Source organism: Streptomyces sp. NPDC059008 (assembly GCF_042749045.1).
Taxonomy (GTDB): domain Bacteria; phylum Actinomycetota; class Actinomycetes; order Streptomycetales; family Streptomycetaceae; genus Streptomyces.
On the sequence record NZ_JBHYJC010000004.1, the window covers coordinates 262,174 to 277,591 of the forward strand.

The 15,418-nt window shown below is 69.4% G+C and carries 13 protein-coding genes; 10 read left to right on the forward strand and 3 right to left on the reverse strand.

Features of this window, described 5'->3' with window-relative positions; genetic code table 11:
* Positions 1–542: 542 nt before the first annotated feature.
* Complete coding sequence (locus tag ACFWZH_RS08955) at positions 543–956, forward strand: peptidase inhibitor family I36 protein (RefSeq protein WP_384427220.1); 414 nt, start codon at positions 543–545, stop codon at positions 954–956.
* 77 nt (positions 957–1,033) lie between these two features.
* On the opposite strand, the gene aceE is transcribed toward ACFWZH_RS08955, so the two are convergent.
* On the reverse strand, positions 1,034–3,766 hold the full coding sequence (gene aceE / locus ACFWZH_RS08960) for a pyruvate dehydrogenase (acetyl-transferring), homodimeric type (RefSeq protein ID WP_384427222.1): 2,733 nt from the start codon (positions 3,764–3,766) through the stop codon (positions 1,034–1,036).
* 518 nt (positions 3,767–4,284) lie between these two features.
* On the opposite strand from aceE, the gene ACFWZH_RS08965 reads away from it, so the two are divergent.
* The 6 genes from ACFWZH_RS08965 (at position 4,285) to ACFWZH_RS08990 (ending at position 8,854) form a co-directional block, all read left to right on the forward strand.
* A complete protein-coding gene (locus ACFWZH_RS08965) occupies positions 4,285–4,713 on the forward strand; it encodes a DUF3052 domain-containing protein (RefSeq protein WP_384427224.1) in 429 nt (142 codons plus the stop codon).
* A gap of 148 nt (positions 4,714–4,861) precedes the next feature.
* Positions 4,862–5,320, forward strand: coding sequence for a peroxiredoxin (locus ACFWZH_RS08970; RefSeq protein ID WP_384427226.1), 459 nt, complete (start codon positions 4,862–4,864; stop codon positions 5,318–5,320).
* A 169-nt stretch (positions 5,321–5,489) separates the two neighbouring features.
* A complete protein-coding gene (locus ACFWZH_RS08975; RefSeq protein ID WP_128505933.1) occupies positions 5,490–6,065 on the forward strand; it encodes a TerD family protein in 576 nt (191 codons plus the stop codon).
* 188 nt (positions 6,066–6,253) lie between these two features.
* The gene (locus tag ACFWZH_RS08980) at positions 6,254–6,829 is read left to right on the forward strand and encodes a TerD family protein (RefSeq protein WP_384427228.1); all 576 of its coding nucleotides are present in this window, start codon (positions 6,254–6,256) and stop codon (positions 6,827–6,829) included.
* A gap of 53 nt (positions 6,830–6,882) precedes the next feature.
* Complete coding sequence (locus ACFWZH_RS08985) at positions 6,883–8,013, forward strand: DUF475 domain-containing protein (protein WP_384427230.1); 1,131 nt, start codon at positions 6,883–6,885, stop codon at positions 8,011–8,013.
* A gap of 94 nt (positions 8,014–8,107) precedes the next feature.
* Complete coding sequence (locus tag ACFWZH_RS08990) at positions 8,108–8,854, forward strand: Tellurium resistance (RefSeq protein ID WP_384427232.1); 747 nt, start codon at positions 8,108–8,110, stop codon at positions 8,852–8,854.
* 47 nt (positions 8,855–8,901) lie between these two features.
* Here the strand turns inward: ACFWZH_RS08990 and ACFWZH_RS08995 are convergent, their stop codons facing one another.
* Positions 8,902–10,023 carry a TerD family protein gene (locus ACFWZH_RS08995; protein WP_384427234.1) on the reverse strand — a complete coding sequence of 374 codons (1,122 nt, stop codon included), beginning with the start codon at positions 10,021–10,023 and terminating at the stop codon, positions 8,902–8,904.
* 217 nt (positions 10,024–10,240) lie between these two features.
* Between ACFWZH_RS08995 and ACFWZH_RS09000 the strand changes: the two genes are divergently transcribed.
* From ACFWZH_RS09000 to ACFWZH_RS09010, 3 genes are read left to right on the forward strand one after another with little or no spacing between them, the layout of a single operon-like run.
* Positions 10,241–11,413 (forward strand): HpcH/HpaI aldolase/citrate lyase family protein, encoded by a 1,173-nt coding sequence (locus ACFWZH_RS09000; protein ID WP_384427236.1) that lies wholly within the window; start codon positions 10,241–10,243, stop codon positions 11,411–11,413.
* 15 nt (positions 11,414–11,428) lie between these two features.
* The gene (locus tag ACFWZH_RS09005; RefSeq protein ID WP_384427238.1) at positions 11,429–13,966 is read left to right on the forward strand and encodes a phosphoribosyltransferase; all 2,538 of its coding nucleotides are present in this window, start codon (positions 11,429–11,431) and stop codon (positions 13,964–13,966) included.
* Positions 13,966–14,787 carry an HAD family hydrolase gene (locus ACFWZH_RS09010; protein ID WP_384427240.1) on the forward strand — a complete coding sequence of 274 codons (822 nt, stop codon included), beginning with the start codon at positions 13,966–13,968 and terminating at the stop codon, positions 14,785–14,787. Before ACFWZH_RS09005 ends, ACFWZH_RS09010 begins: the two co-directional genes overlap by 1 nt.
* Here the strand turns inward: ACFWZH_RS09010 and ACFWZH_RS09015 are convergent.
* Complete coding sequence (locus tag ACFWZH_RS09015; RefSeq protein WP_384427242.1) at positions 14,750–15,388, reverse strand: DedA family protein; 639 nt, start codon at positions 15,386–15,388, stop codon at positions 14,750–14,752. The two genes, ACFWZH_RS09010 and ACFWZH_RS09015, sit on opposite strands and share 38 nt — an antisense overlap.
* Positions 15,389–15,418 lie beyond the last annotated feature (30 nt).

A 15,418-nucleotide genomic window follows, 5' to 3' on the forward strand; every position in this document is an offset into this window, starting at 1 on the left:
CCGCGGTGGCGGGCGCCGGCGGCGCCCAATTGTCAGCGTTTCCCGTGCCCCGGGCGGGCGCCGCGCGGCGGCCGTTTAAGACTCCTCGGACGGTCGCGCGCCGTTGTCGTGCCCGGCGGCGGGTGCCGGACGTCAGCCTCGACCGTCAACCACCGCCGGTGACCCGCATTCCCTGCCACCCGCCGTATGCCGGGCGGGAGTTGGGCCCCGTCGGCGAGGTGCATCGCTCATCCGGATGAGCCGTCGCGGGAACCGTTCGCGCCGAGCGCGGCATTCCAGGCGCCGCGGGTGCGCACCGCGCCTCACCAGGCCCCGGGAGAACGGTTTTTGCGGCCCGCCCGCGCCATCCGCCCCGCGTCAACACGGCGCGACGGCACCCAGCCCCGGCGCGTACCGCTCGTCCACATACCCGATCCGGGTGGCGGGGCCGTCACGGCCTTGGCAACCGCGCGGCACGCTCGCGAAGCTCGATGACGAACCCGCCGCGGCCCACCGGCCCGCCGCGGGGCACCGTCGTCCTACTCCACGGGGGAGAGATTCCTATGCGTCCGCGTCCGTCCCACACCACCGCGCTCCTCACCGGCCTCACCGCGCTGGCCGCCGCGCTCACCCTGCCGCCCGCCCTCGGCACACCGGCCGCGCACGCGGCCACCGGCGGGCACCGGTCCGCCGCGACGGGCCACTGCGGCGCGGGCGAACTCTGCGTCTGGACGCGGGCGGACTTCGCCGGTGAGCGGCGGACCTACGAGCTGTCCGGCACCGACATCGAGAGCTGTGTGGCGCTGCCCAAGGGGATGACCGCCGCCTCGCTCGCCAACCGCATGGGCCGGCCGGTCACCACGTACCAGAGCGCACAGTGCGCCGAGACAGCCGAGTTCGACACCTACCCGGGCGGCGGCAGCTATGTGCCCCGGTCCCCGTACCGGGTACGGGCGTTCAAGGTCTGGGAGCGTTGAGCGCGGACATGCGACGCCCCCGGCAGCGGGGTGCTGCCGGGGGCGTCGCTCAGGCGATGCGGTATGCCGCGAGGAGGTCAGGCGTCGCCGCCGGCCTCACCGGCTTCGGCGGCCGCGACGTCCAGGAGCTGGTAGCGGTCGATGGCCTGCTTCAGCAGCGACCGGTCGACCTTGCCCTCCTTGGCGAGCTCGGTGAGCACGCTCAGGACGATCGACTGCGCGTCGATGTGGAAGAAGCGGCGGGCCGCGCCGCGGGTGTCGGCGAAGCCGAAGCCGTCGGCGCCCAGCGACTGGTAGGTGCCGGGAACCCAGCGCGAGATCTGGTCCGGGACGGCACGCATCCAGTCCGACACCGCGATCTTCGGACCCTCGGCGCCCTGGAGCTTGTGCGTCACATACGGGACGCGCTGCTCCTCCTCCGGGTGCAGAAGGTTGTGCTCCTCGGCCTCGACGGCATCGCGGCGCAGCTCGTTCCAGGAGGTCGCCGACCAGACGTCGGCCTTGACGTTCCACTCGTCCGCGAGGATCTGCTGGGCCTCGACCGCCCACGGCACCGCGACACCCGAGGCGAGGATCTGGGCGGCGTGCTCGCCCTTCTCGCCGGCCCTGACCCGGTGCAGACCCTTGAGGATGCCCTCGACGTCGGCGTCGGCCGGCTCCGCGGGGTGCTGGATCGGCTCGTTGTAGACGGTCAGGTAGTAGAAGACGTCCTCGGCGTTCTCGCCGTACATCCGCCGCAGACCGTCCTTGACGATGTGCGCGATCTCGTAGCCGTAGGCCGGGTCGTAGGAGACACAGGCCGGGTTGGTCGAGGCCAGCAGCTGGGAGTGGCCGTCGGCGTGCTGCAGACCCTCACCGGTCAGCGTCGTACGGCCGGCGGTCGCGCCGAGCACGAAGCCCCGCGACAGCTGGTCGGCCATCTGCCAGAACTGGTCACCGGTGCGCTGGAACCCGAACATCGAGTAGAAGACGTACACCGGGATCAGCGGCTCGCCGTGCGTGGCGTAGGCGGAGCCGGCCGCGATCAGCGAGGCCGTGCAGCCCGCCTCGGTGATGCCGTCGTGCAGCATCTGACCGGTCGGCGACTCCTTGTAGGCCAGGAGCAGTTCGCGGTCGACGGACTCGTACTGCTGGCCCAGCGGGTTGTAGATCTTGGCCGACGGGAAGAACGCGTCCATACCGAAGGTGCGGTACTCGTCGGGCGCGATCGGCACGAAGCGCTTGCCGATCTCCTTGTCCCGCATGAGGTCCTTCAGGACCCGCACGAACGCCATGGTCGTGGCGATCTTCTGCTGCCCCGAGCCCTTCTTGGCACCCGCGTACGCCTTGTCGTCCGGCAGCGGCAGCGGCTTGGCGCGCACGACACGGGTGGGCACATAGCCGCCCAGCGCCTTGCGGCGGTCGTGCATGTACTGGATCTCTTCGGAGTTGCGGCCCGGGTGGTAGTACGGCGGCAGGCCGTCCTCCAGGTCCTTGTCCGGGATCGGCAGGTGCAGCCGGTCGCGGAAGCCCTTGAGGTCCTCGACCGTCAGCTTCTTCATCTGGTGGGTCGCGTTGCGGCCCTCGAAGTTCGGGCCGAGCGTCCAGCCCTTGACCGTCTGCGCGAGGATCACGGTCGGCTGGCCCTTGTGCGCCTTGGCCGCCGCGTACGCCGCGTAGATCTTTTTGTGGTCGTGGCCGCCGCGACCCAGGTGCAGGATCTGGTCGTCGGTCATGTTCTCGACCATCGCGCGCAGACGGTGGTCGTCGCCGAAGAAGTGCTGGCGGATGTAGGCACCGGTCTCGGTGGCGTACGTCTGGAACTGACCGTCGGGCGTGCTGTTGAGCTTGTTGACCAGGATGCCGTCGCGGTCCTGCGCGAGCAGCGGGTCCCAGCTGCGGTCCCACACCAGCTTGATGACGTTCCAGCCGGCACCGCGGAACTGCGACTCCAGCTCCTGCATGATCTTGCCGTTGCCGCGGACGGGACCGTCCAGGCGCTGCAGGTTGCAGTTGACGACGAAGGTCAGGTTGTCCAGGCCCTCACGGGCGGCGATGGACAGCTGGCCGAGCGACTCGGGCTCGTCCATCTCGCCGTCGCCGAGGTAGGCCCAGACGTGCGACTTGGAGGTGTCGGCGATGCCGCGCGCCTCCATGTAGCGGTTCATCCGCGCCTGGTAGATGGCGCCGAGGGGGCCAAGGCCCATCGAGACGGTCGGGAACTCCCAGAAGTCCGGCATCAGCCGCGGGTGCGGGTAGCTGGACAGGCCGTGGGGGGCCTTGGACTTCTCCTGGCGGAAGGCGTCGAGCTGCGCCTCGCTCAGTCGGTCCAGGAGGAACGCACGGGCGTAGACACCGGGCGAGGCGTGGCCCTGGAAGAAGATCTGGTCGCCGCCGTCGCCCTCGTCCTTGCCCCGGAAGAAGTGGTTGAAGCCCACGTCGTAGAGGGAGGCGGAGGAGGCGAAGGTGGCGATGTGGCCGCCGACGCCGATGCCCGGACGCTGGGCGCGGGAGACCATGACGGCGGCGTTCCACCGGGTCGCGTTGAGGACCTTGCGCTCGATCTCCTCGTTGCCGGGGAAGAACGGCTCGTCCTTGGTCGCGATGGTGTTGACGTAGTCCGTGCTGCGCATCTCGGGCACGGCCACACGCTTCTCGCGGGCCCGCTCGATCAGCCGGAGCATGAGATAGCGGGCACGTTCCCGGCCTCGCTCGTCAACAGCCGCGTCGAGCGAGTCGAGCCATTCCTGGGTCTCTTCGGGATCGAAGTCCGGGACCTGGCTGGGAAGGCCGCCAATGATGATCGGGTTTCGATCGGATCCGGAAGCCACGCTGTTCCTTCGTGTTCGGGTCGTGTCGTGCTCTGCACGCTATTGCTGCTGTGCACGGGACGAATGCTGTCTATGCCTGGGTGTCGCGCCGTCTTCCATCGTGTACCGAGCCACAGGGATACGTCACCTCTACCGATGGGTAACCACCCGCTGAGAGATGGCGCTGAAAAGGCCGCTTTCTCAGGTCGGCCAAATCGCAACCATACGCCCATGTCGAAAGTGCCTTGCGCACGGACGTGCGGCCCTCGAATGGAGATCCGGAACGGCACTCGCCGCCCCCCGAAGGGACCAGTCGCGCGCGACTACCCGATATACCCCGCAGAACGCTGTGGCGTGAATCACTTCAGCCTGTCCTGTTGGGGTCGTAGTTGCGGTGAGACGCCTCCAAACGTCACCGTTTCGGCGGTCTGGACCGCCGGGTACTTGCGCGATCCGCCCGGCCCGTGTGGACTACGCCCAATGCTCCGCGCACGCGCGGGGTCCCCGAGCATTACCCGAAACATGACAGGAGGCAATCCGTGAGCGCGACCGCGGACCACGCGGAGGAGCGGACCAACCCTGCCGCCAGGCTGGGGTTCGAGCCCGGACAGGTGGTCCAGGAGATCGGCTACGACGACGACGTCGATCAGGATCTCCGCGAAGGCATTGAGACCGTGATCGGCCAGGATCTCGTCGACGAGGACTACGACGACGTCTGCGACGTCGTGCTGCTGTGGTTCCGCGACGAGGACGGCGACCTCACGGACGCTCTGGTGGACGCCATCGGCCTGATCGACGAGGGCGGGCAGATCTGGCTGCTGACCCCGAAGACCGGCCGCGACGGCTATGTCGAGCCGAGCGACATCAATGAGGCCGCGCAGACCGCGGGTCTGTCCCAGACCAAGAGCATCAACGCAGGCAAGGACTGGGCCGGCAGCCGACTGGTGACGCCCAAGTCCAAGCGCTGAGCAGCACCGCTTCGACGTTCGCCGCCGAGCCCCCTCCGCCCTGTTCAGGAGGGGGCTCGGAGCCGTTGTGCACAGGTTCCCCGGTCGCTCACCCCGGCGCGTAGGGTTGGTCGCGTTCTGTTGAGCGTGAGCGGAAGGGAAGCACCCCATGGCGATCGAGGTCGGCACGAAGGCTCCGGATTTCGAGCTGAAGAACCAGCACGGCGAGCTGGTCAGGCTCTCCGACTTCCGCGGCGAGAAGGCCGTCGTCCTCCTCTTCTACCCCTTCGCCTTCACCGGCGTGTGCACCGGTGAGCTGTGCGCGCTCCGCGACGAGCTGCCGAAGTTCGTCAACGACGAAGTCCAGCTGCTGGCCGTCTCCAACGACTCCCCGTTCTCGCTGCGCGTCTTCGCCGAGCAGGAGAGCCTGGAGTACCCGCTGCTGTCGGACTTCTGGCCGCACGGCGAGGCCTCGCGGGCGTACGGCGTCTTCGACGAGGAGAAGGGCTGCGCGGTGCGCGGCACGTTCGTCATCGACAAGGAGGGCGTGGTGCGCTGGACGGTCGTCAACGGCCTGCCCGACGCCCGCGACCTGAACGACTACGTCAAGGCCCTCGGGACCCTCTGAGCCGACGCGCGCCGGGACGCACCGGCGTCCTACCGGCCGACATCCGCGCTGATCCGGGTCGATATCTGCAATCGGCGGGAACCGGTCACTAGGATCAATTCGTTGATCCGATGCCATGCACGACGGGGGCGCAAATCTTTACGTACCCCTCGAATCTATGGGAGGACTCGTGGGAGTCAGCCTCAGCAAGGGCGGCAACGTCTCGCTGACGAAGGAAGCCCCCAATCTGACCGCCGTCATCGTCGGTCTGGGCTGGGACGCGCGTACCACCACCGGTACGGACTTCGACCTGGACGCCAGCGCCCTGCTGACGAACGACCAGGGCAAGGTGGCCAACGACCAGAACTTCGTGTTCTTCAACAACCTGAAGAGCCCGGACGGTTCGGTCGAACACACCGGTGACAACATCACCGGCGAGGGCGAGGGCGACGACGAGCAGATCAAGGTGAATCTGGCCGGCGTGCCGGCCGATGTCGCCAAGATCGTCTTCCCGGTGTCGATCTACGACGCCGAGACCCGTCAGCAGAGCTTCGGCCAGGTCCGCAACGCCTTCATCCGCGTGGTCAACCAGGCCGACAACAATGAGCTGGCGCGCTACGACCTGAGCGAGGACGCCTCGACCGAGACCGCCATGGTCTTCGGCGAGCTGTACCGCAACGGCGCGGAGTGGAAGTTCCGGGCCATCGGCCAGGGCTACGCCTCCGGCCTGCGCGGCATCGCACAGGACTTCGGCGTCAACGTCTGATCGACCGGATCCGGGATCCGATCGTCGACATCCGGCCGGGCGACGCCACCACAGTGATCGCCCGTGCCGCAGAGCAACCGCGTCCGGCGCCGTACGCCCCCGTCCGGGGGAGTGCGGCGCCGGACGCGCTTGAAAGACGCGGGCCGCGCCCGGCATGGCCCGTGCCGATACCGGGGAGGAAGCGCACGATGACCGTCACGCTCGCCAAGGGGGGCAATGTCTCCCTGTCCAAGGCCGCTCCGAATCTCACGCAGATCATGGTCGGCCTCGGCTGGGACGCGCGGTCCACGACCGGAGCACCGTTCGACCTCGACGCCAGCGCGCTGCTGTGCCAGTCGGGTCGGGTGCTGGGGGACCAGTACTTCGTCTTCTACAACAACCTCAAGAGCCCCGAAGGCTCCGTCGAGCACACCGGGGACAACCTGACGGGAGAGGGAGACGGCGACGACGAGTCGATCCTGGTGGACCTCGCGCAGGTGCCCGAGCAGGTCGACAAGATCGTCTTTCCGGTCTCGATCCATGATGCCGATCTCCGCGGCCAGAGCTTCGGCCAGGTCAGCAACGCCTTCATCCGGATCGTCAATCAGGCCGACGGCAGCGAACTCGCCCGTTACGACCTCAGCGAGGACGCCTCCAGCGAAACCGCGATGATCTTCGGCGAGGTATACCGCCACAAGGGTGAATGGAAGTTCCGTGCGGTAGGCCAGGGGTACGCGTCGGGCCTGAGGGGCATCGCTCTAGACTTCGGGGTCAACGTTTCGTAAAGCGCCGCGCGCTGCGCGCGGGGGACCCCATACAGCGAGGGATTGGGTAGGCAGTGCTCCTGAAAACCTTTGGCTGGTCGTTCGCCGTCACGGTGCTCGGCCTCGCCTTGGCCGGCGTGCTCTGGGGGTGGCAAGGGCTCGCGATTGTCGGGATCCTGTCCATCCTGGAGATCTCGCTCTCGTTCGACAACGCCGTGATCAACGCAGGCATCCTGCGGAAGATGAACGCCTTCTGGCAGAAGATCTTTCTGACCGTCGGCATCATCGTCGCGGTATTCGGCATGCGGCTGGTGTTCCCGGTCGTCATCGTCGCGATCACCGCGAAGATCGGGCCGATCGAAGCGGTCGATCTCGCCATCAACAACAAGGCGCATTACGAGGAGCTGGTCACCAGCGCCCACCCGGCCATCGCGGCCTTCGGTGGAATGTTCCTCTTGATGATCTTCCTCGACTTCATCTTCGAGGAGCGCGACTACAAGTGGCTGGCCTGGATCGAGCGGCCGATGGCCAAGCTGGGCAAGCTCGACACGCTTTCGATCATCATCGCGCTGGTCGCGCTGCTGGTGAGCGCCATGACGGTGGCCACCGACGTCGCGCACGGCGGCGGTGACAAGAGCGCCACGGTCCTGCTGTCCGGCGTCGCGGGTCTGATCACGTACCTCGTCGTCGGCGGTATCTCCGGCTACTTCGAGGACAAGCTGGAGGACGCCGAGGAGGAAGAAGAGGAGGAGGCCGCCGCGGCGCCCGCGAAGAAGGGAACCGGCGCGGCCGTCGGGCTGGCCGGCAAGGCCGCGTTCTTCATGTTCCTCTACCTCGAGGTCATCGACGCGTCCTTCTCCTTCGACGGTGTCATCAGCGCGTTCGCCATCACCAACGACATCTTCGAGATGGCGCTGGGTCTGGGCATCGGCGCGATGTACATCCGCTCGCTGACGGTCTTCCTGGTCCGCAAGGGGACGCTGGACGAGTACGTGTACCTGGAGCACGGCGCGCACTACGCGATCGGCGCGCTGGCGGTCATCCTGCTCATCACGATCAAGTACGAGATCCCCGAGGTCGTCACCGGCCTGATCGGCGTCGTGCTGATCGCTCTCTCGTACTGGTCCTCCGTGATGAAGAACAGGCGGGACGGCAAACCGGGCGCCGAGGGCGGGGCGAAGTCGGAAGTGGCGTCCGGAGTGTGACAGGACGCTGATTGAGGAACGCTCTCTGCGGGGCGGCCTGGGGTGCGGACCTCGGGCCGCCCCGCTGTAATTGGGGCCGAGCAATGGGGTGGGCATGGTGTCGTTCCTGGGGAACCTGTGGCGCGGTGGCGCGCCGAAGATGGACTTCGACAGCGGCGGGGCGTCGTACGTCGTCGAGCTGACGAAACGCAATCCGGTCATCTCCCTGACCAAGCAGGGGGCGGCCACGGGGCATCTGCGGGTCAATCTGCACTGGCAGATGCGGACCTCGGACCTCCATGAGCGGGGCGGGCCGGGCAAGGGCAGTCTGCTGCGCCACCCGGGCAAGCTGTTCAAGCCCGAGATCGTCCAGGCGCAGGGACCGGCCGTGGTCAAGATCGACCTGGACCTGGCCTGCCTGTACGAGCTCAAGGACGGCACCAAGGGCGTGGTGCAGCCGCTGGGCAACTTCCTCGGCGATCTCAACGCCGCGCCGTTCGTGAAGCTCAGCGGCGACGACCGCTTCGGCTCCCCGTCCGGCGAGACGCTGTACATCAACATGGACCAACGCGACGAGATCAAGCGGATGCTGATCTTCGTCTACATCTACGACGGCACGCCCGCCTTCGACCGTACGCACGCGGTCGTGACGCTCTACCCGAGCAACGGTCCGCGGATGGAGATCAAACTCGACGAACGGGCGCCGCAGGCCCGCTCCTGCGCCATCTTCATGCTGGAGAACAACAAGGGCGAGCTGACGGTGCGCCGCGAGGTGAAGTACGTCTACGGCTTCCAGGCGGAGCTCGACCGGCTGTACGGCTGGGGGCTGCAGTGGGGGCGCGGGTACAAGTCGAAGGTGTGACCCGCCGGCGCCGGGGCACCGCCGTCAGCAGGCGCCCCGGCTGTCCCCTAACGGCGCTGGAACTGCGGGCCCTGGGGTGGCAGGACGAACGACGGGTCCGGCACGAACGGCTGCTGCTGCATCGGATAGCCGTATGTCGCCGCCGGGTGCGGCTGCTGCTGCGGATAGCCGTACGTGGGCGGCTGCTGCTGGGGCTGGTACTGGGGCGGCGGCCCCGGGTAGCCGTAGGCGGGCTGGGCCGGGGGCTGGGCGGGCGGCGGCGGAACGTTGTGCGGGTAGCCGTAGCCGCCGCTCGTCGGCGCGGGCGCCGGGGAGGCCGCGGCGGCAGGCGACAGCGGTGCGGCCGAGAACGGCTCCGGCATCGCGTCCGGCACATGCTGGGTGACGGCGTCGGGGTGCGACGGGGCAGAGGTCTGCGAGCCGGGGGCAGAGGTCTGCGGACCGGCCGCGGAGGGCGGCCCGGAGGCCTCTTCCGGCCAGGCGCTCGGCGGCGGGGTCGCCGGTGTGGCGGGCTCGCTCCGCTGGGGTGCGGGGAGGGCCTCCGTGGGCTCCGAGCCGAGCGGTGCCGGGGGCGGCGTCGACGGTGTCTCCGGAGCCGGCGCAGCCGCGCTCTCGGCGGCCGTGTCCTTGTCCTCCACCGAGATCCCGAACTCGGTCGCCAGGCCGACCAGGCCGGTCTCGTAACCCTGCCCCAGGGCGCGGAACTTCCAGCCCTCGCCGCGGCGGTACAACTCCCCGCAGATCAGGGCCGTCTCGTCGCCGGTCTCGGGCACCACGTCGAAGACCGCAAGCGGCTCACCGTCGCTCTCCGCCGCGTCGTACAGCAGGACCCGCAGATCCCCTACGTCCGCGAAGACGCCGCCGTCCGACGATGCGGCCAGCACGACCCGGTCGACTGACGGATCCAGGGTGGCCAGCTCCGCCTCGATGGTCTCCGTCAGGCTGTCGGCGAGCTGGGCCTTGGGCAGGTGCCGGACCAGGCCGCTGGGGTGCCGCGGCTGGTTGTAGAAGACGAAGTCCTCATCGGAGCGCACGCTTCCCTCGGGCCCCACCAACAGGGCCGAGGCATCGACATCGGGGACTCCTGCGCCGGGCGTCCAGCGCAGGACGGCCCGGACAGCCGTGGCATCGAGGGGTACGTTCGACCCTTTCAGCATCGCGTGCGTCATGCCGCAATCCTGCCTTCCCGGAGGTCGCAGGGACAACGCGGGGGCCGCGGAGCGGTGCAGGGGGAGCGGTCGCGGACATCTGAAGGCCTCATGCGGGTTACGTGATTTTCACGCACGCGGGAACTAACCACACCCCCACGCACGTACGATTACCGGCTGGATCCAGACAGCGAGACGCAGCGGGGATGCCCGGTCCCGCATCCATACGGGGAGATATATGCGGCATTTTGGGTACCTTCCGCCCGATATTCGGAAGGCGCTGTTCCATCAGGAGCCGGTGGATTTCACCGCCGACTCCCCGGCCCGCACGCTCTCGGTCGCCCTCGGTGCCACGCTCTACAGCCCCGCCACTCGCCCCCGGCTCGCCGCCGACGTCCTCAAGCAGGCCGGGCGTGGCGTGATGTCCATGGTGCTGTGCCTCGAAGATTCCATAGGGGACGGGGACGTCGAGGCCGGCGAGGCGAACCTTGTGCGGCAGTTCGGCCTGCTCGACGAGGCCGCCGACGCGGGAGGGGACCTTCCGCTGTTGTTCATCCGCGTCCGCACCCCCGGCCAGATACCCGATCTGGTGCGCCGCCTGGGCCCGACGGTACGCAGGCTGTCTGGATTTGTACTTCCGAAGTTCACCGAAGAGCGTGGAGTCCCCTTCCTTGAGGCGCTGACCGCCACCGAGTCGGCCTGCGGCCGGCGGCTGTTCGCGATGCCGGTGCTCGAATCCCCGCAGCTGCTGCATCTGGAGAGCCGCGCGGAGACCCTTCAGGGCATCGCCAGGACCGTGGACAAGTACCGGGACCGGGTCCTTGCCCTGCGGCTGGGCGTCACGGACTTCTGCTCCGCCTACGGTCTGCGCAGACCGCCCGACATGACCGCCTACGACGTCCAGATCGTCGCCTCGGTGATCTCCGATGTGGTGAACGTGCTGGGTCGGGCGGACGGCACGGGCTTCACGGTCACCGGCCCGGTGTGGGAGTACTTCCGGCTGCACGAGCGGATGTTCAAGCCACAATTGCGGCGCAGCCCGTTTCTCGGACGCGCCGAGGAATTGCGTACAGCCCTGATCGAGCACGATATGGACGGTCTGCTGCGCGAGATCGAACTGGACCGCGCCAACGGCCTGCAGGGCAAGACCTGTATCCACCCCTCGCATGTCGCGCCGGTGCACGCCCTCTCGGTCGTCAGCCATGAGGAGTTCAGCGACGCCGCGGACATCCTGCGGCCCGAGCGGTGCGACGGCGGGGTCCTGCGCTCCGCCTACACGAACAAGATGAACGAGGTGAAGCCGCACCGCGCCTGGGCCGAACGGACCCTGCTGCGCGCGGAGGCTTTCGGGGTCGCCCGGGAGGGCATCGGCTTCGTGGAGCTGCTGACGGCAAGCCTGCCGCAGACCTGAGATACGGCGAACGACATGAACGGTACGACGGAGGAGACGGAACGCGTGGTGTGGACGGGAGAATGGGTCGCCGGTCGGCTCGGGGTCTCGCTGAGCGGCGGGGACGAGCTGCCGGAACTGCTGGGGCTGGCGCTGCGGCGCAACCCCAAGCGGGCCCATCTGCTCGTGTCGAACGTGCTGGGCAAGCACGTGCCGCAGCGACCGGACGTGGTCCATGGCGCCGGCTTCGGGCTGGGGCGCCGGGTGCGCGAGCTGCTCGGTGACGAGGCCGCCGCCCGCTCCGTCGTCCTGGGCTACGCCGAGACCGCCACCGGCCTGGGCCACTCCGTGGCGGACGGCCTGGCGCTCGCGCCCTATCTGCACTCCACCCGCCGACCGGTGGACGGCGTGGCGCAGGCGGGAGGGTTCGAAGAGGAGCACAGCCACGCCACCTCGCACCTGCTGCTCCCGGAGGACCGTGAACTCCTGGCCGGCGACGGGCCGCTGGTGCTCGTCGACGACGAGTTCTCCACCGGCAGGACCGTTCTGAACACCATCAAGGCGCTGCACGCGCGCTTCCCGCGTGAGCGGTACGTCGTCGTCGCCCTGGTCGATATGCGCTCCGACGCGGACCGCCGCCGGCTGGAGAAGTTCGCGGCGGAACTGGGCGCCCGCGTCGACCTCGTGGCGCTGGCCGCGGGCGGCGTACGCCTGCCCGAGGACGTCCTGGTCCGCGGCCAGGAACTCGTCGCCGAGCACGAGGCCCTCGCGGCACGCGGGCCGGCGGCCGGATCCGGCAGCGCGGCGGGGCCCGTCGGCAGCCGTCGCGCGGACGTCGTGCGGATCGACCTCGACTGGCCCACCGGGCTGCCCGACGGCGGGCGGCACGGCTTCACACCCGCGCACCGCGAGCGGCTGGAGGCTGCTCTGCCGGGCATGGCGGCCCGGATCACGCGGCATCTGGACGGCGCCCGCCGCATCCTCGTCCTGGGCAACGAAGAGCTGATGTACGCACCGCTGCGGATAGCCGGCGCGCTGGACGGCCTGGTCACCGGGCGAGGGGAGGACGCCGGTGCGCTGCGGCCCGACGAGCCGTCCGAGCCGGCCGCGGGGCCGGGCGTCTACTTCTCGACCACCACCCGTTCGCCTGTGCTCGCCGTGGACGACCCCGGCTACGCGATACGGACCCGGCTGTCCTTCCCCGCCCACGACCGGCCCGCCGACGGGCCGGGGGAGCGGTACGCCTACAACGTCGCGGCCGGCACCGACCCGGCGCGCCGTTTCGACGCCATCGTCGCCGTCGTGGACTCGCACGGCGACCTCCCCGAACTGCACGCCGCCGACGGTCTGCTGGACCGTCTCGCCGAGCACGCCGACCGGCTGCTGCTCGCCGTCGTCCCCTCGTACGCCCCGCAACCCCAGGCCCCGTCCATGTCCCTCCCCGAGCCGCTGCGCGGCCCCGCCTTCTCCTCCTACGACGCCGACGAGGTCGGCTGGCTGCTGCAGGACCTGTCCGACATCACGCTGGAGGCGCCCACCGAGGAACGCGAGGAGGCGATTCAGCGCGGCGGCGCCCACTACGCCGAGTCGCTGCCGGTCGAATACCAGCCGAGCGAGCAGTATCAGGCGCTGTTCCACAGCGCGCTGCAGGCCTCCGCGCACCGGATCGCGTGCGCCGTCGGGACCGTCACCGAGACCGTGCTCGCCGAACGCAGCCGGCGCCCCGTGCTGGTGTCGCTGGCGCGGGCCGGTACGCCCGTGGGGGTGCTGATGCGGCGCTGGGCGCAGCACGCACACGGCCTGGACCTGCCGCACTACGCGGTCTCGATCGTCCGCGGCCGGGGTATCGACACCACCGCGCTGCGCTGGCTGGCCGCCCATCACGATCCGGCGGACGTCGTGTTCGTGGACGGCTGGACCGGCAAGGGCGCCATCACCCGCGAACTCGCCCAGGCCCTGGAGGAGTTCCCGGGCTTCGACCCGCGGATCGCCGTGCTCGCCGACCCCGGCGGGTGCGTCGAGACCTACGGCACCCGCGACGACTTCCTCATCCCGTCCGCCTGCCTCAACTCCACCGTCTCCGGCCTCATATCGCGCACGGTCCTGCGCGACGACCTCGTGGGACCGGACGACTTCCACGGTGCGAAGTTCTACCGCGAGCTGGCCACGTCCGATGTGTCGCGCGCGTTCCTGGACGCGGTCGGCGCGCGGTTCGACGAGGTCGCCGGGGAGGTCGCCGCCAAGGTGAAGGAGCTGGCCGCCGCCGACCGTTCCCCCACCTGGGCGGGCTGGGCGGCCGTCGAGCGGATCAGTGAGGAGTACGGCATCCACGACGTCAATCTCGTGAAGCCGGGTGTCGGCGAGACCACGCGGGTACTGCTGCGCAGGGTCCCCTGGAAGATCCTGGCCCGGCAGGGCGCCGGAGCCGATCTCGATCATGTGCGCCTCCTGGCTGAACAAAGGGGTGTGCCCGTCGAAGAGGTCGACGAACTCCCCTACACCTGTGTCGGATTGATCCATCCCCGCTTCACCCGCGGGGCGACGGGCGCTGACGGCAAGGCGGTGGCCGGCTGATGAGCACGATCGTCGCCAGCGACCTCGACCGCACCCTGATCTATTCGGCGGCCGCACTGGACCTGGCCATGCCCGACGCCGAGGCCCCGCGGCTGCTGTGCGTCGAGACCTACCAGCGCAAGCCGCTGTCCTATATGACGGAGACGGCCGCCGGGCTGCTCGCCGAACTGGCCGGCAGCACCACCTTCGTGCCGACCACCACCCGCACCCGTGAGCAGTACGGACGCATCCATCTCCCCGGCCCCGCGCCGGAGTTCGCGATCTGCGCCAACGGCGGCCATCTGCTCGTACGGGGCGAGTCGGACCCGGACTGGCAGCGCACGGTCGCCGAGCGGCTCGCCTCGCACTGCGCGCCGCTGGACGAGATCCGCACGCACCTCGTCCGCACCGCCGACCCGGCCTGGCTGCTCAAGGAGCGGGTCGCCGAGGACCTCTTCGCCTATCTCGTCGTGGAGCGGTCCCTGCTGCCCGAGACCTGGGTGAAGGACCTCGCCGCCTGGGCGGAGCAGCGCGGCTGGACCGTCTCCTTGCAGGGCCGCAAGATCTATGCCGTACCGCGGCCGCTGACCAAGAGCGCGGCCGTGGCGGAAGTGGCGCGCCGTACCGGGGCGTCCGAGATCCTCGCGGCCGGCGACTCCCTGCTCGACGCCGACCTGCTGTTGGCCGCGGACCGGGGATGGCGCCCGGGGCACGGTGAGCTGGCGGACTCCGGCTGGAAAGCCCCGCATGTCACGGCGCTCGGCGTGCGGGGGGTCGCCGCCGGCGAGGAGATCACGCGGGCCTTCATCCGCGGCGCCGAATCCCCGGGCCGCGCCGGCTGACCCATACCGACACGAAGGCCGCCACCGCCAGCGCCGCCGCCGCGAGGACCGCTTTGGAATAGACGTCAACAAATCCCGTCACCTCTTCCCATCGCTCGCCGAGCAGATAGCCGGCCAGGACGAAGATCGTGTTCCAGATCAGGCTGCCGAGGGTGGTCAGGGCGAGGAAGACCGGTATCGGCATGCGCTCGATGCCGGCGGGGATCGAGATGAGGCTGCGGAAGAGAGGGATCATCCGGCCGAAGAACACCGCCTTCGTCCCGTGCCGCTGGAACCAGCGCTCCGTCTTCTCGATGTCGGAGACCTTGACCAGCGGCAGCTTCGAGGCGATCGCGACCGTACGTTCGCGCCCGAGCAACGCCCCCACGCCGTACAGCGCCAGGGCACCGGTCATCGAGCCGAGGGTGGTCCATGCGAGCGCGGACGCCAGATGCATACTGCCGCGGCCGGCCGCGAAGCCCGTCAGCGGCAGGATCACCTCGCTCGGCAGCGGCGGGAAGAGATTTTCGGCGGCGATCGCCAGACCCGCGCCGGGCGCGCCGAGCGCGTCCATGAGGTCGATGATCCAGCCTGGTGCGGTGTTTCCGATGCTCTCGATCATGTTTTCAAAGCTATGAATTCCGCTCCGCCC

Excerpts from the sequence above, each read along its gene's own strand:
- ACFWZH_RS08955 (WP_384427220.1), top strand. The coding sequence starts at position 543 with ATGCGTCCGCGTCCGTCCCACACCACCGCGCTCCTCACCGGCCTCACC.
- ACFWZH_RS08970 (WP_384427226.1), top strand. The coding sequence starts at position 4,862 with ATGGCGATCGAGGTCGGCACGAAGGCTCCGGATTTCGAGCTGAAGAAC.
- ACFWZH_RS08980 (WP_384427228.1), top strand. The coding sequence starts at position 6,254 with ATGACCGTCACGCTCGCCAAGGGGGGCAATGTCTCCCTGTCCAAGGCC.
- ACFWZH_RS08990 (WP_384427232.1), top strand. The coding sequence starts at position 8,108 with ATGGTGTCGTTCCTGGGGAACCTGTGGCGCGGTGGCGCGCCGAAGATG.
- ACFWZH_RS08995 (WP_384427234.1), bottom strand. The coding sequence starts at position 10,023 with ATGACGCACGCGATGCTGAAAGGGTCGAACGTACCCCTCGATGCCACG.
- ACFWZH_RS09000 (WP_384427236.1), top strand. The coding sequence starts at position 10,241 with ATGCGGCATTTTGGGTACCTTCCGCCCGATATTCGGAAGGCGCTGTTC.
- ACFWZH_RS09005 (WP_384427238.1), top strand. The coding sequence starts at position 11,429 with ATGAACGGTACGACGGAGGAGACGGAACGCGTGGTGTGGACGGGAGAA.
- ACFWZH_RS09010 (WP_384427240.1), top strand. The coding sequence starts at position 13,966 with ATGAGCACGATCGTCGCCAGCGACCTCGACCGCACCCTGATCTATTCG.
- ACFWZH_RS09015 (WP_384427242.1), bottom strand. The coding sequence starts at position 15,388 with ATGATCGAGAGCATCGGAAACACCGCACCAGGCTGGATCATCGACCTC.